This window comes from Streptomyces sp. NPDC048297 (assembly GCF_043201585.1).
GTDB lineage: Bacteria > Actinomycetota > Actinomycetes > Streptomycetales > Streptomycetaceae > Streptomyces.
The window spans coordinates 1-26146 of the sequence record NZ_JBICZA010000008.1 but is presented as its reverse complement, the minus strand read 5'-3'; the positions used below and the strand labels follow the sequence as shown (position 1 = coordinate 26146).

Genomic DNA, 26146 nt, shown 5'->3' with positions numbered 1-26146 from the left:
TGACGGCGTTAGTGCCGAATCTGGTTCACCGAATCAGGTTTGTTCGTGAAACGGCGGCGATGACAGCGGCGTGATCCTGTCCGCCCTGACGCCGGAATTCGACGTGGTGTGAGTTTCCGCCGCGCGAAACGTCGTCACGCAGTTTTCCACTCCACACCTTCTGCCGGCCCCGATCCGGATTTCCGCATGTCCGCCGGGGGCCGCCGCACCCGTCCCGGTCGCCACCGCACCCGCCGCCCGTTTTTGCCGCGCCCATCGACGTGATGCGCCGCGCGGGAAAACAGTGGCGCGCTGCGCGAAACAAGCGAGGAGTCGCCCGCAGATGATTCCGTTGGAAAATGAACTCGCCCCGGAGAGCCCGTACATCTGGCGGGCCCGGCGGCCCTCGGCCACCCACCGGCTCGTCTGCTTCCCGCACGCCGGCGCCGGCGCGGGCGCCTACGCGGACTGGGCGGCCCTGCTGCCGGCCGGGATCGAGCTGGTCGCGATCCAGCCGCCGGGTCGGCAGAACCGTATCGGCGAGGACCCGTTCACCGAGGCGGGGCCGCTGGTCGAGGTGCTCACCCATGTGCTGCGGCCCGTCCTCGACCTGCCGACCTCCTTCTTCGGGCACTCCGCGGGCGCGACCCTCGCCTACGAGCTGACCCGGGCCCTGCGGGACCGCGGCGCGCGCGGCCCCGAGCACCTCTTCCTGTCCGCGCAGCCCGCGCCCGGCGAGAGCGCGGTGCGCCGGCTGCACGAGCTGCCCGACGACGAGTTCGCCGCCGAGATCCTCTCCCTGGGCGGCATCGACGACGAGGTCGCCGAGGACGAGGACGTCATGGAGGCGATGCTCTACACGCTGCGCGCCGACTTCACGCTCTGGGAGCGGCACACCGTCGAGCCGGGCGCCCCGCTGGACGTCCCGGTCACCGTGCTGTCCGGCGAGTCCGACCCGCGGGCGCCGCTGGGCGAGGTGAAGCGGTGGGGCGAGCACACCACCGCCGAGTTCCAGACCCGCTTCTTCCCGGGCGGCCACTTCTACTTCCTGGACGCGCCCGCCGAGGTCGTCTCCGTCATCGGCCACACGATCCTGGCCCCCGCGACGCACCGGAGGAGCGCATGACGACATCGTCTCCCGAGGCGGTCGGACCGGGCTTCCTGACCTCACTCGCCGACGCGGCCCGGGGCGTGCCCGGTGTCCTGGAGGCCGCGGCGGTCGCCCGCGTGGGCGTGCGAGCCGCCGGCGCCGCGCAGGCGGCGGAGGCGCGGGCGGCAGCCCCGCAGCAGGCCGCGGTACGCCCCCTCTCCGAGCGGGCCGGCACCGACCTGCCGCCGTCCGACCTGCCGCCGTCCGACCTGCCGCCGTCCGACCTGTACGGCGGCGACCTGCTGCTCCCCGGCGACGCGCCCACCACCCTCCAGGAGGGCCTGCGCCGCGCGGCCGAACTCGCCCCGGACAAGGGCACCGTGTACATCCGGCAGGGCCGCGAGGACGTCCTGCAGACCTACGCCGAGCTGCTGGACGAGGCCCAGCACGTGCTCGGCGGCCTGCGTGCGGCGGGCCTGAAGCCGGGCGACGCCGCGCTGTTCGTGTTCGACGACAACCGCGGCTACCTCACCGCGTTCTGGGCCTGTGTCCTCGGCGGCTTCGTGCCGACCCCGGTCGCCGTCGCCACGTCGTACACCACCGAGAACGAGACCAACCGCAAGCTGCACGGCGCCTGGAAGCTGCTCGGCCGCCCGGTCCTGGTCACCGACGCCGGCACCGTCGACGCGCTGGCCGGGGTGCACGCGCTGTGGGGTGAGCCGGACGTCCGCATCCTGACCGTCGAGGAACTGGCGCGGCATCCTGCCGACGAGGAGTGGTTCGCGGCCGGCTGGGACTCCCCGGTGCTCAACCTGCTCACCTCCGGCAGCACCGGTGTGCCGAAGTGCGTGCAGCACACCAACTCCTCGGTGGTCTCCCGCTCCTTCTCCGTCGCCCGGCACTGCGGGCTGAGCGAGGGCGACGTCAGCCTCATCTGGATGCCGTTCGACCACGTCACGGTCGCCTTCTACAACGTCCGCGACGTCTTCCTGCGCTGTCTGCACGTCAACGCCAAGATCGACCACTTCCTCGCCGACCCGCTGCTGTGGTTCGACTGGGCCGACCGCTACCGCGCCACCAACACCTGGGCGCCCAACTTCGCCATGGCGATGGTGGCCGAGCGGGCCGCGGACATCCGGGAGCGCTCGTGGGACCTGTCGTGCCTGCGGGAGATCACCAACGGCGGTGAGCCGGTGATCGCCTCCACCAGCCACCGCTTCCTCGAACTGCTCGCCCCGCACGGGCTGCCGGCCGACGCGATGGTGCCCGCCTGGGGCATGTCCGAGACCTGCTCCGGGGTCACCTACACCCGTCAGTCCCGCGAGGACCTGACGGCGGGCACCGTGTCCATCGACCCGGCCTCGCTCGGGGAGACCATCCGGTATGTCGATCCGGCCGACCCGGAGGCCGTCGTGCTCTCCCTCGTCGGCCGGCCCATCCCCGGGGTGCGCGTCCGCGTCGTGGACGACGGCGGCGCGGTGCTGCCCGAGGGCCGGATGGGCGAGCTGCGCATCACCGGCCCCACCATCACGGCCGGCTACTTCGGCAACGAGGAGGCCGACCGGGAGGCGTTCGACGCGCAGGGCTGGTTCCGCACCGGCGACCTGGCGTTCGTCCGGGACGGCGAGGTGGTGATCGCGGGCCGTCAGAAGGACCAGATCATCGTGCGCGGCATCAACTACATGGCGCACGAGCTGGAGAGCGTCATCGAGCGGGTCGACGGGGTGCGGGTCACCTTCTCGGCCGCGGCGGGCGTGCGTGAACCGGGCGTCTCCACCGACCAGTTGGTCGTCTTCTTCGTGCCCGTGGACTGGGACGCGGACGCGCTGGCCGCGACCAAGGAGCAGGCGCGCGCGATCCTGGTCCGGGAGTCCGGCATCGCGCCGGACCTGCTGATCCCGGTCACCGAGGGCGAGTTCCACAAGACCGCGAGCGGCAAGATCCAACGGGCCGCGCTCGTCGCCGACTTCACCTCCGGCCGCTTCGCCGACCGCACCGGCTCACCGGCCACCGCCGAGGACGAGGGCCCGGACACCTGGTTCGCCGGACGCCAGTGGGTACGTCTCCCCGACGGCGCGGCACCCACCGGGACCACGGAGTCCGCTGCCGGTACGGAGCCCGCCGCCGGTACGGGCCTCGCTGCGGGTGCGAAGCTCGCCGCCGGTACGGGCCTCGCCGACGACACGGCGCCCGCCCGGAGCACGGAGTCTGCCACTGGTACCGGCTCCGCCGAGGAGACGAAGCCCGCCCGCGGCACCAGCCTCACCAACAGCACCGGCCTCACCAATAGCACCAGCCTCGCCAACAGCACCGGCCTCACCAATAGCACCAGCCTCGCCAATAGCACCGGCCTCACCAACAGCACCGGCCTCACCAATAGCACCAGCCTCACCAACAGCACCGGCCTCACCAATAGCACCAGCCTCACCAACAGCACCGGCCTCACCAATAGCACCAGCCTCGCCAACAGCACCGGCCTCACCAATAGCACCGGCCTCACCAACAGCACCGGCCCCGCCGCCGGCACCGCCCCCGGTCTCGTCGTCGTCCTCGGTGAGGACTCCGACCTCGAACGGCTCGGTCTGGACGGTCCGTTCGTGGCGGTCGGTCGTGGGGACGTCCTCGTGGAGGAACGGCCGTACCGCTACCGTGTGCCGGCCGCCGACCGGACCGAGTTGCGGCGGCTGTTCGCCTCGGTCAGCGAGCGCTACGGGCCGATCGGGACGGTCGTGCACGCGTTGCCGCTCGCGCCCGCCGGTGAGGGTGGGCCCGCCGAGCGGCTGGTGACGGCGACTGCCGAACTCGGCGCGCTGCTCGCGGCCCTGGACGGTGGCGAGGCCGGGACGCCCCGGTTGCTCGTGCTCACCTGCGGTGCCTTCCACGTCCACGACGGCGACCGCGTCGACCTCGGCGTGTGCGCGCTGCCCGGTTTCGTGCGCACCGCGATCGGTGAGGCCGCGCCGCTGGCCGTCAAGCAGCTCGACCTGCCCGCCGGCGACCCGGACGGCTGGGCCGGTGCCCTGCGCGCCGAACTCGCCGCGCCGGATCGCACCGGGCTGGTCGCCGCCCGCGCCGGTGCCCGCTGGCAGCCGCGGCTCGTGCCCCTGGACGCGGACGCCGCGGCCCCGGCCGCGCCGGTCACGGCGGGCGGCCTGTACCTGGTCACCGGCGGTCTCGGCGGTATCGCCCACGACATCGCCGCCTATCTGCTGGCCGCGTTCGGCGTGAAGCTGCTGCTGGTGGGCCGTTCGGCCGCCGACGGCGCGCGGGGCGAGCGGCTCACCGCCCTGTCCCGGCTCGGGCAGGTGGCGTACGAGCGGCTCGACGTCGCCGACGCGGACGCGCTGGACGCGGCCCTCACCGCCGCCGAGCGGCGCTTCGGCCGTGCCCTGGACGGCGTACTGCACCTCGCTGCCGCCGACCCCACCGGGCAGTGGGCGGACCCCGACCGGCACCTCATCGTCAACGAGAGCGCCGGGACCTACGCCGGGCAGTTCCGGGCCAAGGTCGACGGCACCCTGGCCCTCGCCCGTGCCCTGGAGGACCGGCCGGCCGCCGCGCTGGTGCTGTTCGGGTCCGTCAACGGCGAGTTCGGCGGGCACTCGTTCGGCGCCTACGCCACCGCCAGCAGCTTCCTGACCGGCTTCGCCGACCACTGGCACCACGAACGCGGGCGCCGGGTGCACACCCTGGCCTGGAGTCAGTGGTCCGGGGTCGGCATGAACCGGGGCCAGTCCTCGGCCGCCGCCGAGAACCGGGGTTTTCGCACCATCGACCCGGACACCGGGCTCAGGCTCTTCCTGGAGGCCCTGGCGCTGCCCGGCCCGTACACGATCGTCGGCCTCGACCTGCGCAACCCCGCGATGGTCGGGGAACTGGTGCCGCAGCGGTTGAGGATCAGCGAGATCGTCCTGGCGTACGTGTCCGGCGGTGCCGACGCCGGGGCGCTGCGCACGGCGCTCGCGGCGAGCGCCGCCGCCAGCCCGGTGCCGGTGCGGCCGGTGGAGGTGGCGCGCCTGCCGCGCGACGCCTACGGCGGGATCGACACCGCCCAGCTGCTCGCCGACACCGCCCCCGAGCGGTCCCGGCGCCCGTCCACCCCGCCGCACGAGGGCCTGGAGAGCGAACTCGCGCACCTGTGGGCCGACGCGCTGGCCCGCACCGGCATCGGCCGGGACGAGTCGTTCTTCGAGCTCGGCGGCAACTCGCTGCGCGCCACCCGGCTGCTCGCCCTGGCCGAACAGAAGCTCGGCGTCCGCGTCACGACGCAGGAGCTGTACGAGAACCCGACCGTGGCGGGCATGGCCGCGGTGATCGAACAGCACACGGCCGGCTGACCTGCCGACCCGTCCGACAGCAGCCCGTCACCGGTGGTGTCCTGCCGGCCGCACGCAGGGCCGTGCGCAGGACGACTGATCGAGGAGTAGACACCACATGATCCCCTTGTCCTTCGCCCAGCGGCGGCTCTGGTTCATCGACCGCTTCGAGGGACCCTCGGCCACGTACAACATCCCGTTCCTCCTGCACCTGGAGGGACGGCTCGACGTGGCGGCGCTGTCGGCGGCCCTGCGTGACGTGGTGGTCCGGCACGAGAGTCTGCGGACGGTGTTCGTCGTCGACGCGGACGGGGTGCCGGGTCAGCACGTCGTCGCGGAGGAGGACCTGCGCCTGGAGGTTCCCCTCGTCGAGACCGGCGCGGACGGGGTGGACGCCGTGATCGCCGAGGTCGGCGGGCACCACTTCGACCTCGCGGCCGAGATCCCGGTGCGGGCCGTGCTGGTCCGCACCGGGCCCGAGCAGCACCTGCTGGTGCTGAACATCCACCACATCGCGGCCGACGGCGAGTCGATGGAGCCCCTCACCCGGGACCTGTCCGCCGCCTACACCGCGCGCGTCCGCTCCGGCGTCCCGGACTGGGAGGAACTCCCGGTCCAGTACAAGGACTACACGCTGTGGCAGCGCGAGCTGCTCGGCGACGAGTCGGACCCGGACAGCGTGCTCTCGGACCAGCTGGCGTACTGGCGTGACGCGCTGGCCGGTTCCCCGGAGCAGTTGCAGCTGCCCACCGACCGGCCCCGGCCCGCGGTCATCAGCCACCGCGGCGACATGGTCGACTTCGCCATCGGCCAGGAGCTGGTCGAGGCCGCCGAACGGCTGGCCGCCGAGCACGGCGCGACCACTCCCATGATCATGCAGACCGCGCTCGCGGTGCTGCTCCAGCGCCTGGGCGCCGGGGACGACATCCCCCTCGGCGCCACCATCGCCGGCCGCACCGACGAGGCACTCCTCGACCTCGTCGGCTTCTTCGTGAACACCTGGGTGCTGCGCGCCGACCTGTCCGGCAACCCGACCTTCGCCGAGGCGCTCGGCCGGGTCGCGGACCGGGCGCTGGCCGCGTACGACAACCAGGACGCGCCGTTCGAGTCGCTGGTGGAGGTGCTCAACCCGGAGCGCTCCACCTCCTACCACCCGCTGTTCCAGGTGATGTTCACCTGGCAGAGCAACGACGTCATCGAGCTGGACCTGCCCGGTGTGCGCGGCCGTCTGGAGGCGGTGCCCACCCACACCGCCAAGTTCGACCTGGAGTTCAACTTCGCCGTCGACCCCGCCGACGGCAGCATGCGCTGCGTCCTGGAGTACGCCACCGACCTCTTCGACCGGACCACCGTCGAGAGGTTCGGGCCGCGCTTCCTCCAGGTGCTGCGGGACTTCGTGACCGACCCGTCCCGGCCGGTCGGCACCACCGACGTGCTGCTGCCGGGGGAGCGCGAGCAGCTCGCCCGGTTCGCTGGGCAGGCCGCGCCGACGCCCGACCTGACCGTGCCGGAGCTGTTCGCGCAGCAGCTCGCCGTGGACCCGGACGCGCTCGCCGTGCTGTGCGGCGAGGTACGGCTGTCGTACCGGGACCTGGACGAGCGGGCCGAACGGGTCGCGCACGCCCTGCTGGAGCGGGGTGTGGGCGCCGAGTCCCTGGTCGGGCTCGCGCTGCCGCGCACCGCCGACCTGGTCGTGGCGATGCTCGGCATCATGAAGTCGGGCGCCGCCTATCTGCCGATCGACCCGCGCTTTCCCAGCCAGCGTCTCGGTGTCGTGCTGGGCCAGGCCCGGCCCGCCCTGCTGCTCAGCGACAGTGCCACCGCCGGCCTGCTGCCCGAGCACGACGTGCCCGCGCTGCTGCTCGACGACGTGGACCTTCAGGGCGCCGACGCGAGCCCCACCGGGGTCGCCCTGCGCCCCGACAACCTCGCCTACGTGATGTACACCTCGGGCTCCACCGGTATCCCCAAGGGTGTCGCCATCACCCACCACGGCGTGGTCAACGGCGTGCTGCGGCTGGCCACGGTCGTCGGGATGGGTCCCGGCCGCACGATGCTGGCCGGCACGTCCGTCAACTTCGACGTGTCCGTGTTCGAGATCATGACGGCGCTGACCACGGGCGGCAGTGTCGAGGTGGTCCGTGACGTGCTGGAGCTGGGCGAGCGCGAGCACTGGCACGGCAGCGTGATCAGCTCCGTGCCGTCGGTGTTCTCCGAGGTCCTCGACCAGATCACCGGCAAGGCCACGGTGGACACCCTGGTGTTCGCGGGCGAGGCGCTGCCCGCGGCGCTGGTGGAGCGCGCCCGCACCGCGTTCCCGGGTGTGCGCGTGGTCAACAGCTACGGCCAGACCGAGAGCTTCTACGCCGGTACGTTCACCGTGGACGCGGCCGAGGAGTGGGACGCCTCGCGCGGCGTGCCGATCGGTGAGCCGCTCGGCAACATGCGCGCCTATGTGCTGGGTCCGGGCCTGCTGCCCGTGCCGCCGGGCGTGGTCGGCGAGCTGTACGTCGCCGGCGCGGTGGCCCGCGGGTACTACGGGCGTGCGGCGCTGACGGCGGAGCGTTTCCTGCCCGACCCGTTCGGACCGGCCGGCTCGCGCATGTACCGCACCGGCGACCTGGCCCGCTGGAACCGCGAGGGCCGCCTGGAGTACGTCGGCCGCGGCGACGGACAGGTCAAGATCCGCGGCCTGCGCATCGAACCGGGCGAGGTGGAGGCGGCGCTCGCCGCGCACCCCGGTGTCGCCCAGGCCGTGGTGTCCGTGCACGAGCACGTCGGCACCAGGCAACTGGTCGGCTACGTCGTCCCGGTGGGCGTCATCGCCAACGCGCCCGGCTCCGCCGAGAGCATCGGCGACCTGCACGTCGACCTGACGGCGGGCGTGTCCGTGCCCGAGCTGCGCGCGTTCGTGTCCGCGCGGCTGCCGGAGTTCATGGTGCCGTCCGCGTTCGTGATCCTGGACCGGCTCCCGCTGGCGCCCAACGGCAAGCTGGACCGCCGGGCCCTGCCCGCCCCGGTGTTCAAGAACGAGGCCTACCGGGCTCCGTCGACCGAGACCGAACAGGTGCTGGCGGCGGTGTTCGCCGAGGTGCTCGGCGTCGACCGGGTCGGTGTGGACGACGACTTCTTCGTGGTCGGCGGTGACAGCATCCGCTCCATCCAGGTCGTCTCCCGCGCGCGCGCCCGGGGCGTGGAGGTCACCCCGCGCGAGGTGTTCCAGAACCGCACCGTCGCCGAACTCGCGCGGGTCGCGGCCGGGCGGGGCCGGGCGGCCGAGGTGCTGGAGGAGCTGGCGGGCGGCGGCGTCGGCTTCGTCCCGCTGTCGCCCGTCACCACGTATCTGCTCGAACTGGGCGGCGGATTCGGCCGGTTCACCATGTCGACGGTCGCCGACCTGCCCGTCGGCATCGACGAGGCGGGCCTGGTGGCCACGCTGAGCGCGGTGTGGGACCGGCACGACCTGCTGCGCTCGCGCCTGCTGGACGACGGCATGGAGGTCGCCCCGCCCGGCTCCGTGGACCTCGCCCCGCTGATCCACCGCGTGGCGGCCGACGGCAGCTGGGACGACGCCTGGTACGCGGCGGCCGAGCGCGAACTCGGCGCCGCCACCGGCCGGTTGGACCCGGCCGCGGGGGTCATGGCGCGGTTCGTGTGGTTCGACGCCGGTGCGGACGTGCCGGGCCGCCTGATCATCGTGCTGCACCACCTCGTCGTGGACGGTGTCTCCTGGCGCATCCTGCTGCCCGACCTCGCCGAGGCCTGGAAGGACGTCCGCGCACACCGCACGCCCGAACTGCCCGCGGTCGGCACCTCCGTGCGCCGCTGGGCGCACGCCCTGGTGGAGGAGGCGTCCGCGCCCGGGCGCACGGCCGAGCTGGAGCTGTGGCGCTCGGTCGTGGAGGGCCCGGACCCGCTGATCGGCTCCCGGCCCGTCGACCCGGCCGTGGACACCGTCTCCACCGTCGACCACGTCTGGGTCCGCGTCCCCGCCGCCGTCACCCAGGCACTCCTGACCGACGTGCCCGCCGCCTTCCGGGGCGGCGTGAACGACGGCCTGCTGAGCGCGCTCGCGCTGGCGGTCGCCCGCTGGCGCCGCGACCGGGGCATCGACGAGTCCTCGCTGCTGGTCAAGCTGGAGGGCCACGGCCGCGAGGAGGCCGTCGTCCCCGGCGCCGACCTGTCCCGCACCGTCGGCTGGTTCACCAGCATGTTCCCGGTGCGCCTGGACATCGGCGGCGCCGACCTGGAAGAGGCGCTGGTCGGCGGCGCCGCCGCGGGCACGGTCGTCAAGGCGGTCAAGGAACAGCTGCTGCGCATCCCCGACAAGGGCATGGGCTACGGCCTGCTGCGCCACCTCAACGACCAGACCGCGGCCGTCCTCGCCCCGCACCCCACCGGGCAGATCGCCTTCAACTACCTCGGCCAGTTCTCCGCCACCACCGATATGCCCGAGGAACTGCGCGGCCTCGGCTTCACCCAGACCCCGGGCACCAACGAGCTGATCGCCGTCCCCGACGCCGACATGCCCGTGATGTCCACGCTGGAGATCAACGCGCTCGTCACCGACTCCGGGCGGCTCACCGCCCGCGTCGGCTTCCCGGCCGGTGTGCTCTCCCGCGAGGACGTCCAGGAGCTGGCCGACCTGTGGGAGTCGGCCCTGACCGGGCTCGCCCGGCATGTGAGCCGGCCAGGCGCAGGCGGCCTGACCCCGTCCGACGTGCTGCTCACCCCGGTGCGCCAGCGCGACCTGGAGGCCTGGGAGCGGCGCTTCCCGTCCCTCGCGGACGTGTGGCCGCCGACCCCGCTGCAGCAGGGCCTGCTCTTCGAGTCCCAGGTGTCGGAGGCGACGCAGGACGCCTACCAGATGCAGTTCGCCTACCACCTGTCCGGCGCCGTCGACCCCGGGCGGATGCGCGCCGCCGGGCAGGCCCTGCTCGACCGGTACGCCAACCTGCGCACCGCGTTCGTGCCCGGCAGCTCCGGCGACCTGGCCCAGCTGGTCCTGGACGACGTCGAACTGCCCTGGCGGCACGTGGACCTGTCCGGCGCCGGTGAGGAGGAGTTCCAGGCGCTGCTGGCCGGGGACCGGACCGCCCGCTTCGACCCGGCGGCGCCCCCGCTGCTGCGCTGCACCCTGGTCACCCGCGGCCCGGACCGCGCGGCCCTCGTCTTCACCGCCCACCACGTCCTCTTCGACGGCTGGTCCGTGCCGACGCTGATGCAGGACCTGCTGCGGCTGTACGGCTCCGCGGCCGACCCCTCGGCGCTGCCCCGGGTGCGGCCGTACCGCGACTTCCTGGTGTGGCAGGAGCGGCAGGACCGCACCGCTTCCGCGCGGGCCTGGGCAGGTGAGCTGGCCGGGTTCGACCAGCCGACGCTGCTGGCCCGGGAGAAGGACGCCGGGGAGCGTGTGGACGACGTCGGCCACGTCGACGTACCGCTCACCTCGCGGCTCGCCCTGGACCTGTCGGCGCGTGCCGCCGACCTCGGGGTCACCCTCAACACCCTGGTGCAGGGCGCCTGGGCGGTGCTGCTGGGCCAGCTGACGGGCAGCCAGGACGTGGTGTTCGGCGCCACGGTCTCGGGCCGCCCGCCGGCCGTGCCGGACGTGGAGTCCATGGTCGGCCTGTTCATCAACACCCTGCCGGTACGGGTGCGGATCGCGCCCGGCGAGACCTTCGCCGAGCTGCTCGCCGGACTTCAGGCACGGCAGGGCGCGCTGCTGGACCACCACCACTACGGGCTGACGGAGATCCACCGGACCGTCGGCACCAGCACCCTCTTCGACACCCTCGTCGTGTTCGAGTCCTACCCGGTCGACCACGTCGGCCTGAGCGAGGCCAACGACACGGCGGGCGTCGCCATCACCGGCATCACGCCGTTCAGCGGCACCCACTACCCGGTGACCGTCATGGCCGACGCCGACCCCCATCTGCGGCTGTCGCTGCAGTACCAGCCGCACGCCCTCGACCGGAGCGCGGCGGACACCCTCGCCGTCCGCCTGGAGCGGGTGCTGCACGCCCTGGTCACCGAGCCGTGGCGGCCGGTCGGCACGGTGGACGTGCTCACCGACGCCGAGCGGGACCGGGTACGGGCCGGCGCCGCCGCCACGACGGCACCGGACGCGACGATCCCCGGCAGGTTCGAGGAGCAGGCCGCGGCCACCCCGGACGCGCTCGCCCTGGTCGCCGCCGGGCAGCGGCTGTCGTACCGCGAACTGGACGAGCGGGCGGACCGGGTGGCCCGCGCCCTGCGCGAGCGGGGCGCCGGACCCGAGACGCTGGTCGCCGTCGCCCTGCCGCGCACCGCCGACCTGGTCGTGGGGCTGCTCGGCATCCTGAAGGCCGGTGCCGGATACGTGCCGGTCGACCCCGAATACCCCAGCAAGCGGCTGGAGTTCATCCTCGGCGACGCGGCGCCCGCGCTGATCCTCACCGACCGCGACTCCGCAGCGGTGCTGCCGGAGACCAGCCTGCCGGTGCTGCACCTCGCGGACATCGAGGCGGGTACCGCGGCGGACGTCGGGGTGGGTACCGAGGCGGGCGTCGAAGCGGGCGTCGAGGCGGGTACCGAAGCGGGCGTCGGGGCGGGTACCGAAGCGGGCGTCGAAGCGGGTCCCGAGGGCGGCGGCCCGTTGCCGGACAACGTGGCGTACGTGATGTACACCTCGGGCTCCACCGGCCTGCCCAAGGGCGTCACCCTCACCCACCGCAACGTCACCAGCTGCCTGCCCGCCCTCGCCGCAGCACTCGGCGCCCGGCAGGGCACCCGCGTGGTGGCCGGCGCCTCCGTCAACTTCGACGTGTCGGTCTTCGAGATCTTCACGACCCTGACCTGCGGCGGCACCGTCGAACTGGTCCGGGACGTGCTGGCGCTCGGCGAGCGGGACGACTGGGAGGCCGACGTGATCAGCTCGGTCCCGTCCGCCTTCGCCGAACTGCTGGACGCCCTGCCCGGACGGATCAGCCCCAGCGCCGTGGTCTTCGCGGGCGAGGGACTGCCGGCCGCGCTGGTGGCCCGCGCCCGGCAGGCCTTCCCCGGCCTGCGCGTGGTCAACGGCTACGGCCAGACCGAGTCGTTCTACGCCACCGCCTTCGCGCTCGCCCCCGAGGAGGAGTTCGGCGGCGACGGCAGCGCACCCATCGGCGCCCCGCTGGAACACGTCCGCGCCTATGTGCTCGGCGCGGGCCTCGGCCCGGTCCCGCAGGGCGTGACCGGCGAGCTGTACGTCGCCGGTGCCTCCCTGGCCCGCGGCTACCGCGGCCGGTCCGCGCTGACCGCCGAACGCTTCGTGCCCGACCCGTACGGCCCGCCCGGCTCGCGCATGTACCGCACCGGCGACCTGGCCCGCTGGAGCGACGGCGGACTGCTGGAGTACGTCGGGCGCGGCGACGGACAGGTCAAGATCCGTGGTGTGCGGGTCGAGCCCGGCGAGGTGGAGGCGGCGCTGACCGCGCACCCCGGCGTCGCCCAGGCCGTGGTCGTCGCCCGCGAGGGCCACGCGAGCGGCACGTCCAAGTACCTGGCCGCGTACGTCATTCCGGTCGCGGGCGAGGCTCCAGGCGACCTGCGCGCGTTCATGTCCGCGAAGCTGCCCGACCACATGGTGCCCTCGGCGTTCGTCACCCTGGACCGCTTCCCGGTGCTGCCCAACGGCAAGGTGGACCGCACCGCCCTGCCCGCCCCGGAGTTCACCGGCGTCGCCTACCGGGCGCCGCGCACCGCGACCGAGGACGTGCTGTGCCGGCTGTTCGCCGAGGTGCTCGGTGTGGAGCGGGTCGGCATCGACGACGACTTCTTCGTCCGCACCGGCCACTCCCTGCTGGCCACCCGTCTGGTCAACCGGATCCGCGCCGAACTCGGCGCGGAGATCGGCGTCCGGATGGTGTTCGACGCGCCCACGGTCGCGCGGCTCGCCCAGCACGTCACGCGCGGCGGACCGGCCCGTCCGCTGCTGCGTGCCGCACGGGTCCGCCCCGAGCGGGTCCCGCTGTCGTACGCGCAGACCCGGCTGTGGTTCGTGGACCGCTTCGAGGGCCCCTCGGCGACCTACAACCACGCGTTCGTGCTGCGCCTGACGGGCGCCCTGGACACCGAGGCGCTGCGGGCCGCGCTGCGTGACGTCGTCGCCCGGCACGAGGTGCTGCGCACGGTCATCGGCGAGGAGGACGGCACCCCGTACCAGCGGGTGCTGCCCGCCGCCGCGGTCGACCTCGCCACCCCGCTGATCGAGGTCACCCGGGAGAGCGCCGACGCCGAGCTGCGGCGGGTCCTCGGCCGCCCCTTCGACCTGGCCGCCGAGATCCCCACCCGCACCACGCTGCTGCGCGTCGACGAGCACGAACACCTGCTGGCGCTGGTGATCCACCACATCGCCGTCGACGGCGAGTCGATCGCCCCGCTCGCCCGCGACCTGGCCGCCGCCTACGCGGCCCGCCTGGACGGCACCGAGCCGGACTGGCCCGAGATGAGCGTCCAGTACGTCGACTACACGCTGTGGCAGCGCGAACTGCTCGGCGACGAGGACGACCCGGACGGGGTGCTGCACGCCCAGGCCGCCTACTGGCGGGGGGAGTTGGCGGGGGTGCCGCAGCCGCTGCGGCTGCCCACCGACCGGCCGCGCCCGCCCGCGCCCACCCACCACGGCGACGTCGTGGAGTTCGGCCTGCCCCCGCAGGTCGCGGAGGCGGTCGAGCGGCTGGCCCGGGACCGCGGCGCCACGGCCGCCATGGTCCTGCAGTCGGCCCTCGCGGTGCTGCTCGGCCGGCTCGGCGGCGGCGAGGACGTCACCATCGGCTCCCCGATCGCCAACCGCACCGACGAGGCCCTCGCCGACCTGGTGGGCTTCTTCGTCAACACCTGGGTGCTGCGCGCCGACCTGTCCGGCCACCCGACCTTCGCCGACGTCCTCGGCCGGGTCAGGGACAAGGCGCTGACGGCGTACGACAACCAGGACGCGCCCTTCGAGCGGCTCGTGGAACTCCTCAACCCGGAGCGCTCCACCGCCTACCACCCGCTGTTCCAGGTGATGTTCGCCTGGCAGAACATCACCCGCGAGGACTTCCGGATGCGCGGCCTGAAGGTCGCCTGGGAGCCGTCCTTCACCGGGACCGCGAAGTTCGACCTGTTCTTCAACATGGGCGACATCCCCGGCCAGGGCGTGATCGGCCATCTCGAGTACGCCACCGACCTCTTCGACCGGAGCACGGTGGAGGACCTCGCGGCCCGCTTCGTGCGCCTGGTCGAGCAGCTGGTCGCCGACCCGGAGCAGCGGATCGGCCTGCCCGACGTGCTGCTGCCCGGCGAGGACGAGCGGCTCGCCGCCGTCGCCGGTCCGGGCCGTCCCACGCCCGGCACCACCGTGCCCGCCCTGTTCGCGGCCCAGGCCGCCGCCCGCCCGCAGGAGACCGCCGTCGTCTGCGGCGACCGGGCCCTGACCTACCGCGAACTGGACGAGCGCTCCACCCGGCTGGCCCGCGTCCTGCGCGAGCGGGGCGTGCGCGCCGAGTCCCTCGTCGGGCTCGCGCTGCCCCGCACGGCCGACCTGGTCGTGGCCCTGCTCGGCATCCTCAAGTCCGGTGCCGCGTACGTCCCGATCGACCCGCGCTACCCCAGCGCCCGCCTCGGCCTGATGCTCGACCAGGCACGCCCCCGGCTGCTGCTGGCCGACGGGGAGTCGGCGGACGCGCTGCCCGCGCACGAGGTGCCGGTGCTGACCCTGGAGGGGCTGGACCTGGACGGGCCGGACCTGGAGTCCGGACCGGATTCCGGCGACGCCGGGCACGACGAGGCTGCCGTACCCCTTGACGAGATCGCCGTACCAGGGGCCGCCGTACACCCGGACAACGCGGCGTACGTGATGTACACCTCGGGCTCCACCGGTGTCCCCAAGGGTGTCACGATCACCCACCGCAACATCGCGGCCTGCCTGCCCTCCCTGGTGGCGGCGGTCGGCCTGGAGCCGGGCGGCCGGGTCCTCGCGGGCACCTCCGTCAACTTCGACGTGTCGGTGTTCGAGATCCTGACGGCGCTGACCACCGGCGCCGTGGCCGAGGTCGTCCGGGACGTCCTGGAGCTGGGCGAGCGGGAGAACTGGCAGGGCACGGTGGTCAGTTCCGTGCCGTCGGTGTTCGCCGAACTCCTCGACCAGATCGCCGGGAAGGTGGCCGTCGAGACCCTGGTCTTCGCGGGCGAGCCGCTGCCCGCCGCCCTGGTGGAGCGGGCCCGCGCGGCCTTCCCCGGGGTGCGGGTCGTCAACGGCTACGGCCAGACCGAGACCTTCTACGCCTCCGCCTTCACGCTCCCGGGCGACGCGGAGTGGACGGACCGGACGGGCGCCCCGATCGGCGCCCCGCTGGACGGCGCCCGCGCCTACGTCCTGGGCGACGGCCTGCTGCCGGTGCCGCCCGGTGTCCCCGGCGAGCTGTACGTCGCCGGCGGCTCGGTGGCCCGCGGCTACTACGGGCGCCCGGCGCTGACGGCCGAGCGGTTCGTGCCGGACCCGTTCGGACCGGCCGGCTCGCGCATGTACCGCACCGGCGACCTGGTCCGCTGGAACCGGGACGGACAGCTGGAGTACGTCGGCCGCGGCGACGGCCAGATGAAGATCCGCGGCCTGCGCATCGAGCCGGGCGAGGTGGAGGCGGCCCTCACCGCGCACCCGTCCGTCGAGCAGGCGGTCGTCATGGTCCGCACGGGCACGGGCAAAGGCAAAGGCACAGGCAAGGGCAACGGCGGCGGCAGGCAGCTCGTCGGCTACGTCGTCCCGTCCCGCGGCGGCGCCGACGACTCCGCCCGCACCCGCGACAGCCTCGACCTGACGGCGGGCGTGCAGGTGCCGGAGCTGCGGAAGTTCGTCGCCGCGCGGCTGCCGGAGTTCATGGTGCCGTCCGCGTTCGTCGTCCTGGACCGGCTCCCGCTCGCGCCCAACGGCAAGCTGGACCGGGCCGCGCTGCCCGCGCCGGCCTTCCGGAGCGAGACCTACCGGGCGCCCGCCTCGGAGACGGAGAAGACCCTCGCCGCCGTGTTCGCCGAGGTGCTCGGCGCCGACCGGGTCGGCGTGGACGACGACTTCTTCGTCGTCGGCGGTGACAGCATCCGCTCCATCCAGGTCGTCTCCCGCGCCCGCGCCCGGGGCGTCGAGGTGACGCCGCGCGAGATCTTCCAGTACCGCACGGTGGCCGAGCTGGCGCGGGTCGCGGCCGGGCGCGGTGACGTGGTCGAGCTGGCCGAACTGGAGGGCGGCGGCGTCGGGTTCGCCCCGCTGCTGCCGGTGGCCCGCTATCTGCTCGAACTGGGCGGCGGATTCGGCAGGTTCACCATGTCGACGGTCGCCGATCTGCCGGCCGGCATCGACGGGGCGGGCCTGGTGGCCACGCTCCGGGCGGTCTGGGACCGGCACGACCTGCTGCGCTCGCGGCTCGTCGCCGACGGCCTGGAGGTCGCCGCGCCCGGCTCCGTGGACCTCACCGCGCTGGTCCACCGCGTGGCGGCCGACGGCAGCTGGGACCAGGCCTGGCACGAGCGGGCCGTCGCCGAACTCGACGCGGCCACCGACCGGTTGGACCCGGCGGCGGGTGTGATGGCCCAGTTCGTGTGGTTCGACGCGGCCACCGGTGGCCGTCTGGTCATCGTGCTGCACCACCTCGTCGTGGACGGTGTCTCCTGGCGCATCCTGCTGCCCGACCTCGCCGAGGCCTGGAAGCACGTCCGGGACAACCGCACCCCCGAGCTGCCCGCCGTGGCGACCTCCGCGCGCCGCTGGGCGCACGCCCTGGTGGAGGAGGCGCACGCGCCCGAGCGCACGGCCGAGCTGGACCTGTGGCGCTCGGTCGTGGAGGGCCCGGACCCGGTGATCGGCTCCCGGCCGGTCGACCCGGCCGTGGACGTCGTGTCCACCGTGGACCACGTGTGGCTGAAGCTGCCGGCCGAGGTCACCGAGGCCCTGCTGACCACCGTCCCGGCCGCCTTCCGTGGCGGTGTGAACGACGGCCTGCTGAGCGCGCTCGCGCTGGCCGTGGCCCGCTGGCGCCGCGACCGGGGTGTCGAGGAGTCGTCGCTGCTGGTCAAGCTGGAGGGCCACGGCCGTGAGGAGGCCGTGGTCCCGGGTGCCGACCTGTCCCGTACGGTCGGCTGGTTCACCAGCATGTTCCCGGTGCGTCTCGACGTCGGTGACGCCGACGTGGACGAGGCGCTGGCGGGCGGCGCGGCGGCCGGTTCCGTGATCAAGGCGGTCAAGGAACAGCTGCTGCGCATCCCCGACAAGGGCATGGGCTACAGCCTCCTGCGCCACCTGAACGACGAGACGGGTGCCGTCCTCGCCCCGCACCCCACGGGCCAGATCGCCTTCAACTACCTGGGCCGGTTCTCCGCCACCACCGACATGCCCGAGGAACTGCGCGGCCTCGGCTTCACGCAGACGCCCGGCATGAACGAGCTGATCGCCGTTCCGGACGCCGACATGCCGGTGATGTCCACGCTGGAGATCAACGCGGCCGTCACCGACACCGACGAGGGCCCGCGGCTCTCGGTCCGCTTCGGCTTCCCGACCGGCGTCCTCGCCCGGCAGGACGTCCAGGAGCTGGCCGACCTGTGGGGCACCGCCCTCACCGGCCTCGCCCGGCACGCCGCACAGCCGGGCGCCGGCGGCCTGACCCCGTCCGACGTGCCGATGGTCGCCGTACGCCAGAGCGAGCTGGAGCGCTGGGAACACCGCTACCCGTCCCTCGCGGACGTGTGGCCGCTGACCCCGCTCCAGCACGGCCTGCTCTTCGAGTCGATGCTCGCGCAGACCTCGTACGACGCCTACCACGTGCAGGTCGTCTACGACCTGACCGGCGCCGTCGACCCCGGCCGGATGCGCGCCGCCGGGCAGGCCCTGCTCGACCGGTACGCCAACCTGCGCACCGCCTACGTGTCGAACGCGGCCGGCGAGCTGGTGCAGCTGGTCCTCGACACGGTCGAACTGCCCTGGCACCAGGCCGACCTGCGGAACCTGGACGAGAGCGCGCGCGCCGAGGAGCTGCGCCGGATCCTCGCCGCCGACGAGGCCGACCACTTCGACCCGGCACGGCCCCCGCTGCTGCGGATCACCCTGGCGCTGACCGGACCCGAGGAGGCCCGGCTCGTCCTGACCTCCCACCACGCCCTGCTGGACGGCTGGTCGCTGAGCATCCTGATGGGCGAGCTGCTGCGCCTGTACGGCTCCGCCGGCGACCCGTCGGTGCTGCCGCGGGCGCACCGCTACCGGGACTTCCTGCGCTGGCTGTCGGAGCAGGACGCTGACGCCTCGGCGCGGGCCTGGCGGACCGAGCTGGCCGGGGTCGAGGAGCCGACGCTCGTCGTCACCGACCGCAGCGTGCGGGCCGACGCGCGGCGCGTGGGGCAGGCCGACATCCCGCTCGCCCCGGACACCGCCCGCGACCTGATCCGGGCCGCCGCCGAACTCGGCGTCACGCTCAACACCCTGGTCCAGGGCGCGTGGGCGATCGTCCTCGCCGGGCTCACGGGCCGGCAGGACGTGGTGTTCGGTACGACGGTCTCCGGGCGCCCGCCCGCCGTGCCGGGCGTGGAGTCCATGGCCGGCCTGTTCATCAACACCCTTCCGGTGCGCGCCGAGCTGTCGCCCTGGCAGACCTTCCGCCAGGTGCTGACCGGCCTCCAGGACCGGCAGGGCGCGCTGATGGACCACCACCACGTCGGCCTCACCGAGATCAGCCGGATCGCCGGTCTGAGCACGCTGTTCGACACGGTCGTCGTCTTCGAGTCGTTCCCGATGGAGCGCGGCGGCCTGGGCGACGCCGAGGCCAACGGCGGCATCGCCATCACCGGCGTGGGCACCGGCAACGGCACCCACTACCCGCTGGGCATCGCGGCCGCCGCCGACGACCGGCTGCACGTCGTCATGGAGTACCAGCGGGACCACTTCGGGCAGGCCGCCGCCGAGGGCATCGCGGCCCGGCTCGGCCGGGTCCTCAGCCAGATCGCGACCGACCCGGACGTGCCCGTCGCCGCCGTCCCCCTCCAGTCCGAGCAGGAGAGCCGGAACCTGCTCGACGGCTTCAACGACACGGCGGCGCTCACCGCCGAGGGCACCGTCGCCGACCACTTCGAACGGCAGGCCGCCGCGACCCCGGACGCCACCGCGCTGCTCTTCGAGGACCAGGCGATCACGTACCGGCAGCTCGACGAGCGCGCCGACCGGCTGGCGTACGCGCTGCGCGAGCGGGGCGTGGGGGCGGAGACCGTGGTGGCGGTGGCCACCCTGCGCTCCCCGGACCTGATCGTCGCCCTGCTCGGCGTGACCAAGGCGGGCGGCGTCTACCTGCCGGTGGACCACACCTACCCGGCCGAGCGGATCGCCTACATGCTGGCGGACTCCGGTGCCCGGCTCGCGGTGGTGGACGCCGCCGCGGCCGAGGTGCTGGCCGGGCACGACCTGGCCACGCTGCGCGTGGACCGGGTGCCGTCCGGCGGCGGGCATGTGCCGCGCGTGGACCGGGCGACGACGGCGGACAGTGCCGCGTACGTCATCTACACCTCCGGTTCGACCGGTCTGCCCAAGGGCACGGCGGTCACCCACCGGGGTGTGGCGAGCCTGGTCGAGTCGCACGTCCAGCGGATGCGGGTCACCGCAGGCAGCCGGATGCTCCAGCTGGTCTCGCCCAGCTTCGACGTCTCCCTGTGCGAGATCTTCACGGTGCTGCTGTCCGGGGCCTGCCTCGTCCTCGCCGACAAGGAGGAGCTGGCGCCGGGGCTGCCGCTCGCCAGGACCGTGGACCGGCATCAGGTCACGCACATGATGCTGCCGCCGTCCATGCTGGCCGCGCTCCCCGCCGGCTCGCTGACCAGCGTGGTCGCGCTGCTGGTCGGCGGTGAGGCGCCGCCGCCCGAGCTGGTCGCCCAGTGGGCGCCGGGCCGCCTGATGATGAACGTGTACGGCCCGACCGAGACCACCGTGTGCGCCACCATGAGCGCCCCGATGGCCCCGGACGACCGGGTGTTCCCGATCGGCACACCCATCCACAACACCCGCCTGTACGTCCTGGACGCGGCGCTCCGGCCGGTCCCGGCCGGTGTCCCCGGCGAGCTGTACATCGCCGGTCCGGGCCTCGCCCGCGGCTACCTCGGCAAGCCGCTCGTGACCGCCTCCCGCTTCGTGGCCTGCCCGTTCGGGGAGCCCGGGGATCGGATGTACCGCACGGGCGACGTGGTGGCGTGGACGGCCGAGGGCGCGCTGGTCTTCCACGGGCGCGCCGACGACCAGGTCAAGATCCGCGGCTTCCGCATCGAACTCGGCGAAGTACAGGCCGGGTTGACCGCCCACCCGGGCGTCGACCAGGCCGCGGTGGTGGTCGACACCAGCGGCGGCGACCGGCGCCTGGCCGGCTACCTGGTGCCGGCCGCGGACCGGGCCGGCGACCCGGAGCTGGTGACCGAGGTGCGCGCACTGGTGCGGGAGCGGCTGCCGCAGCACATGGTGCCCGCCGCGCTGATGGTCATCGAGGAGCTGCCGCTGACGCTGAGCGGCAAGCTCGACAAGCGGGCGCTGCCGGCCCCGGACTTCGCCGGCGACTCCGCCGGGCGGGCGCCGCGCACCACCCGCGAGGAGATCCTGTGCGGTCTGTTCGCGGAGGTGCTGGGCCTCGCGTCGGTCACCGTCGACGACTCCTTCTTCGCCCGTGGCGGCCACTCGCTGCTCGCCTCCCGCCTGATCAGCCGGATCAGCGTGGTCCTCGGCGTCACCCTGCCGCTGCGCGCGGTGTTCGACGCGCCGACGGTCGCCGAACTGGCCGCGCTGCTGGAGGAGGGCGACTCCGGAGCCTCGGGCGACCCGTTCGCACCGGTGCTGTCCATCAAGGGCGGCGGGGCGGGTAGGGCGGAGGGCGGCGGGGCGGGTACGGCGGAGGGCGGCGAGGCGGGCGCGGCGGAGGGCGCCGGGGCCGCGGCGGGCTCCGGGGCACCGCTGTGGTTCGTCCACCCCGGCGGCGGCATCTGCTGGCCCTACCTGGGCTTCGGCGGACGCCTCCCGCAGTACCGGACGGTCTACGGCATCCAGGCCAAGGGCTTCGACGGAGCGGCCCAACTGCCCGGCTCCCTGGACGAGATGGTCCTGGACTACGTCGAGGAGATCCTGGCGCTCCAGCCCGAGGGCCCCTTCCACCTGGCCGGTTACTCGATCGGCGGCACCCTCGCGCAGGCCGTCGCCGCCCGACTGCAGGCCCGTGGCCACACGGTGGCGTTCCTGGTGCTGCTGGACAGCGTGCCCGGCGACTACCTGGCGACCCAGCCGGCGCCCACCCCGAGCGCGCTGCGCGAGTACTTCCGCGAGCACCTCACCAGCGGTGTCGGCTCCCAGGAGGACTATGAGGCGTTCCTCGACAACGCGGTCCGCGTCATCGTCAACCACACCTCCCTGACACCCGGGTTCACCTCGCCGGTCTTCCACGGCGACGCGCTGTTCTTCAACGCGGTGCCCAACCCGGACGCCCGCTACGGCGACCTGTGGAAGCCGTACATCACCGGGACGGTCACCCAGGTCGACATCGAGTCCACCCACCACGGCCTGATCGACGCCGACCCGGCCGACGAGATCTGCCGTGTCATCGACCGGGAGTTCACCGCACGGGGGCTGAACGAGACACCCGAACGGCCCTGACACCGACCCGCGCCGACACCGACCCGCGCCGACACCGACCCGCGCTGCCTTCGACGGCTTGTGACGCCCCGAGGAAACGGAGATCCGACACATGAGCAGCAACCCCTTCGACGACGAGAACGGCCAGTTCCACGTCGTGGTGAACGACGAGGACCAGCACGCGCTCTGGCCGACGTTCTCGGACGTGCCGGCCGGCTGGCGGGCCGTCTTCGGCCCGGCGGGCCGCGCCGAGTGCCTTGAGTACGTCGAGCAGAACTGGACCGACCTGCGGCCCAGGTCCCTGCGGGCCGCGATGGCCGCGGAGAAGTAGCCCCAGCCCGAGAACCGCCCAGCCAAGCAGCGAGAGGAATCCCCTTCCCCATGTCGAAAGTCGTCGAGCGGTGGAACTTCCACCCCAACAGCCCCTGGCTGCGCGGCATCCGCCCCGAGAAGACGGTCGAGTTCAGCGAGGCCTTCGGCGCGTGGAACATCTACGGTTTCGCCGAGGTCGAGCAGGTCCTCGGTGACCACGAGACCTTCTCCGCCAAGACGGCCGCCTACGCCGCCGTACAGGTGGACGAGAAGTTCCAGCAGGGCGACATCTCCCAGATGGACCCGCCGGAGCAGACCAAGTACCGCAAGCTCATCGGGCGTGCCTTCACCCCGCGCGTGGTGAGCAACCTGGAGCCCTCGATCATCAAGATCACCGACGAACTCCTCGACGCGGCCCGGGAGAAGGGCAGCTTCGAGCTGGTCGCGGACCTCGCCTACCCGCTGCCGGTCCGGGTCATCGCCGACATGCTCGGCGTCGACAGCAAGGACTTCGACCTGTTCAAGGGCGCCGCGTTCGACATCATCGAGAACATGGCGGGCCTCGACTTCGTCGCCGGCGGCGAGGGCATCGAGGAGCAGATCCACAGTGCCGAGCAGCGGCTGCAGCCGCTGCTGGACTACATGCACGGCGAGGTGCTGGCGCGCCGCAAGAAGCCGCGCGAGGACCTGCTGACGTATCTGACGCAGGCCGAGGAGGACGGCGACCGGCTGACCGACACCGAGGTCGTCAACATCGCCAACGTGCTGCTGATCACCGGTCACATCACCAGCACGATGATGGTCGGCAACACCATGACCTGCCTGGACACCGAGCCCGACAAGCGGGACCGGGTGCGCGAGGACCGCTCGCTGGTGCCCGGTGCCATCGAGGAGGCGCTGCGCCTGCTGCCGCCGGCCGCGACCCTGTCCCGGGTCACCACGCGGGAGGTGGAGGTCGGCGGGGTCACCATCCCGGCCGAGCAGATGATCCTGCCGTGGGTGAGCGCCGCCAACCGCGACCCGCGCCAGTTCGAGGACCCGGACGCGTTCCTCCCCGAGCGCACCCCCAACGCGCACATCGTCTTCGGCCACGGCGTGCACTTCTGCCTGGGCGCCCGGCTCGCCCGTCTCGAAGGGAAGATCGCCGTCAACGCGCTGCTCGACCGGTACCCGGACTTCCAGTCCGACCCGGAGAAGCCGACCACGTTCTTCCCCTCGGAGGACATGGTGGGCGTGCGCTCCCTCCACGTCCTGACGAAGTAGGGGGTGACGACGGATGACCGAGTTCGCCGACCGGTGGGGTCTTGGACCGGACAAGTACTGGCTGCGCGGGCAACTGCCCGAGCAGAAGGTCGCCTTCGAGGAGAGCCTCGGCGTCTGGCAGGTCACCGGGTACCAGGAGGTGCTGGAGGTGCTGAACGACTCCGAGTCGTTCTCCGCCGACTCCACCCGCCTGTTCGACGTCGACGAGGAGCAGGCCAAACTCATCAAGGGCGACATGGCCCAGATGAACGGCCCCGAGCACCTCCACATGCGCCGCCAGGTGGGCAAGGCGTTCAGCCCCAAGCGGATGGACGACCTGGAGATCCGCATCACCAGGCTGGGCACCGAACTGCTCGACAAGCTGGCGGGCCGGGACCGGTTCGACCTGCTGGGCGACTTCATCGACGACCTGTCCGGGATCCTGTTCAGCGAACTGCTCGGCACCCCGCCCGAGCACCGGGACATGTTCAAGGCCGTGGACCAGACGATGGACGCGGACGTCCAGATGAGCACGGTCGGCGAGGGCGGCGAGGAGTACTTCGACTCGCTGCTCGGCCCGCTGCTGCCGCTGCGCGACTTCCTCGGCGAGATCATCGACGAGCGCGCCAAGGAGCCCCGGCAGGACCTGCTCAGCCTGATGCTGGAGTTCCGCTGTCTCGACGGCAGTCCGATGGCCCGGGACGAGATCATCAACTTCGCGGTGGCCGTGCTGGGCGCGGGCCACCTGACCAGCCCGATCCTGATCGGCAACACCATGCTGTGCCTGGAGTCGTTCCCGCAGCAGGCGGCGCGGGTGCGGGCCGACCGCGCGCTGGTGCCCAGCATGTTCGAGGAGGTCATGCGGTACTTCACGCCGGCGACCACCTCGTACCGGGCCACCGAGGCGGACGTCGAGGTCGGCGGGGTGAAGATCCCCAAGGACCAGTTGGTCAGCATCCAGCTGGGCGCCGCCAACCGGGACCCGCGCCAGTTCCCGGACGCGGACACCTTCGACGCGGGCCGCGCGCCCAACCAGCACGTCGGGTACGGCCGTGGCGCCCACTACTGCGTCGGCGCGGCGATGGCCCGGGTGGAGACCCGGATCATCTTCAACCTGCTCCTGGACCGCTATCCGGTGCTGCGGGTGGACCCGGACATCGCCCCGGTCTTCTTCGGCTCGCCCGAGTTCACCGGCGTCCGCTCCCTGGCGGTCCGCACGTCCTGACCTGCCGGTCCGTACTGTCCTGACCTGCCGGTCCGTACCATCCTGACCTGCCCGGACATGCGAAGTCCCCGCCGGATTCCCCGCTGGATCCCCGGCGGGGACTTCGCATGTCCGGACGCGATAGCGCGTCGATAACCCGGCGATAAGGGGACTCCGTAACGTCGTAGGCGAACCGAGGGGAGCGAACCCCTCACCTACCGACGGGAGTTCACCGATGGACGCTGTCCAGGTCCTCCGCGCCGGCCCGGTCGGTCCGGTCGGTCCGGTCGTCCCGGTCCGGCAGCGGCAGCGACCGGGCGCCGAGCCGGTGCTCGATTCCGTCCAGGATGGCCTGGAGCCCGAACTCGAAGCTGTGCTCGGGTGCGGCTCCGTAGTCGCCGGCGGCGAAGGAGTCGACGCGCTCGCGCAGGTGCGGGAACCGCATCGCGATCTCCGTCGCCTGCGTCATGGCCTCCCGGATGGTCTCCTGGGCGTTCCGGCCGGCATTGGTCAGACGCCGGTTCACCGACACGGTGGCCGACAGACCGATGGAGTGTCCGAGGACGAACGTGAAGACCGCGGCGGCCGCCTGGTCGGCCTCCGCACCGACGAAGCCGGCTTTCTCGAAGACCGCGAGACTGTGGTCGTCATGGCGGGCCTTGTTCTCCCCGTACAGCGGCTGCGACGCGAAGGCCATCACCAGCCACGGGTGTGCGGTGACCATGCGGTAGAGATCGGTCGCCATGGTCGTCGCCGCCGTACGCCAGTCGACGGTGTCCAGGTCGGGTAGTCCGACCTCGTTCCACACCTCGTTGCTGGCGAGTATGACGAGGTTGTCCTTGTTCTTCACATGCCAGTAGACGGCGGTGGCCGCCGAGTCGAGCCGCTTGCCGAGACTGCGCATGTTCAAGCCCTCGAGACCCTCGGCGTCCAGCAGCTCGATGGCGGCACGCACGATCTGTTCGCGGGTCAACGTGTCACGGGGCATGGGCTCAGGCTAGATCAGAAATTCGGATTGCACAAAGTTCAAGCCAGCACTTGCACATCGTGCAAGTCACCCCTACGGTATGGACTTGAACAACGTGCAAGTCAGTGAGGAGGATTGCGATGACGAGTGCGGCGATTTCGGTTGTCGGGCTGCGGAAGGCGTATGGCGAGCACCGGGTGCTGGACGGGGTGGATCTGTCGATCCCGGCGGGTTCGGTGTTCTCTCTTCTGGGTCCCAACGGTGCGGGCAAGACGACGACGGTGAAGATCCTCTCGACGCTTCTGAAGGCGGACGAGGGACAGGTGAGCGTGGCCGGGCATGATCTGGTCGCGGATCCGGACGGGGTGCGTTCCAGCATCGGGGTGACGGGTCAGTT

Annotated in this window: 8 protein-coding genes; 7 read left to right on the top strand and 1 reads right to left on the bottom strand. The window is 72.9% G+C overall.

Going from position 1 to position 26146, the window contains the following annotated elements; all coding sequences use genetic code 11:
• Positions 1-322: 322 nt before the first annotated feature.
• The 6 genes from ACGFYV_RS10805 to ACGFYV_RS10780 all read left to right on the top strand — a co-directional run bounded on the left by ACGFYV_RS10805 (position 323) and on the right by ACGFYV_RS10780 (position 24803).
• Positions 323-1105, top strand: coding sequence for a thioesterase II family protein (locus ACGFYV_RS10805; RefSeq protein WP_393878028.1), 783 nt, complete (start codon positions 323-325; stop codon positions 1103-1105).
• Positions 1102-5406 carry an SDR family NAD(P)-dependent oxidoreductase gene (locus ACGFYV_RS10800; RefSeq protein ID WP_393878027.1) on the top strand — a complete coding sequence of 1435 codons (4305 nt, stop codon included), beginning with the start codon at positions 1102-1104 and terminating at the stop codon, positions 5404-5406. The genes ACGFYV_RS10805 and ACGFYV_RS10800 overlap by 4 nt, the downstream gene beginning before the upstream one ends.
• Positions 5407-5503: 97 nt before the next feature.
• Positions 5504-22045, top strand: coding sequence for an amino acid adenylation domain-containing protein (locus ACGFYV_RS10795; RefSeq protein ID WP_393878026.1), 16542 nt, complete (start codon positions 5504-5506; stop codon positions 22043-22045).
• A gap of 91 nt (positions 22046-22136) precedes the next feature.
• Complete coding sequence (locus ACGFYV_RS10790; protein ID WP_393878025.1) at positions 22137-22355, top strand: MbtH family protein; 219 nt, start codon at positions 22137-22139, stop codon at positions 22353-22355.
• A gap of 50 nt (positions 22356-22405) precedes the next feature.
• On the top strand, positions 22406-23599 hold the full coding sequence (locus ACGFYV_RS10785; RefSeq protein WP_393878024.1) for a cytochrome P450: 1194 nt from the start codon (positions 22406-22408) through the stop codon (positions 23597-23599).
• A gap of 13 nt (positions 23600-23612) precedes the next feature.
• Complete coding sequence (locus ACGFYV_RS10780) at positions 23613-24803, top strand: cytochrome P450 (protein WP_393878023.1); 1191 nt, start codon at positions 23613-23615, stop codon at positions 24801-24803.
• 208 nt (positions 24804-25011) lie between these two features.
• On the opposite strand, the gene ACGFYV_RS10775 is transcribed toward ACGFYV_RS10780, so the two are convergent.
• On the bottom strand, positions 25012-25770 hold the full coding sequence (locus tag ACGFYV_RS10775) for a TetR/AcrR family transcriptional regulator (protein WP_393878022.1): 759 nt from the start codon (positions 25768-25770) through the stop codon (positions 25012-25014).
• Positions 25771-25889: 119 nt separating this feature from the next.
• On the opposite strand from ACGFYV_RS10775, the gene ACGFYV_RS10770 reads away from it, so the two are divergent.
• Positions 25890-26146: ATP-binding cassette domain-containing protein (locus tag ACGFYV_RS10770; protein ID WP_393878021.1), on the top strand; the 257-nt coding region annotated here is incomplete at its 3' end.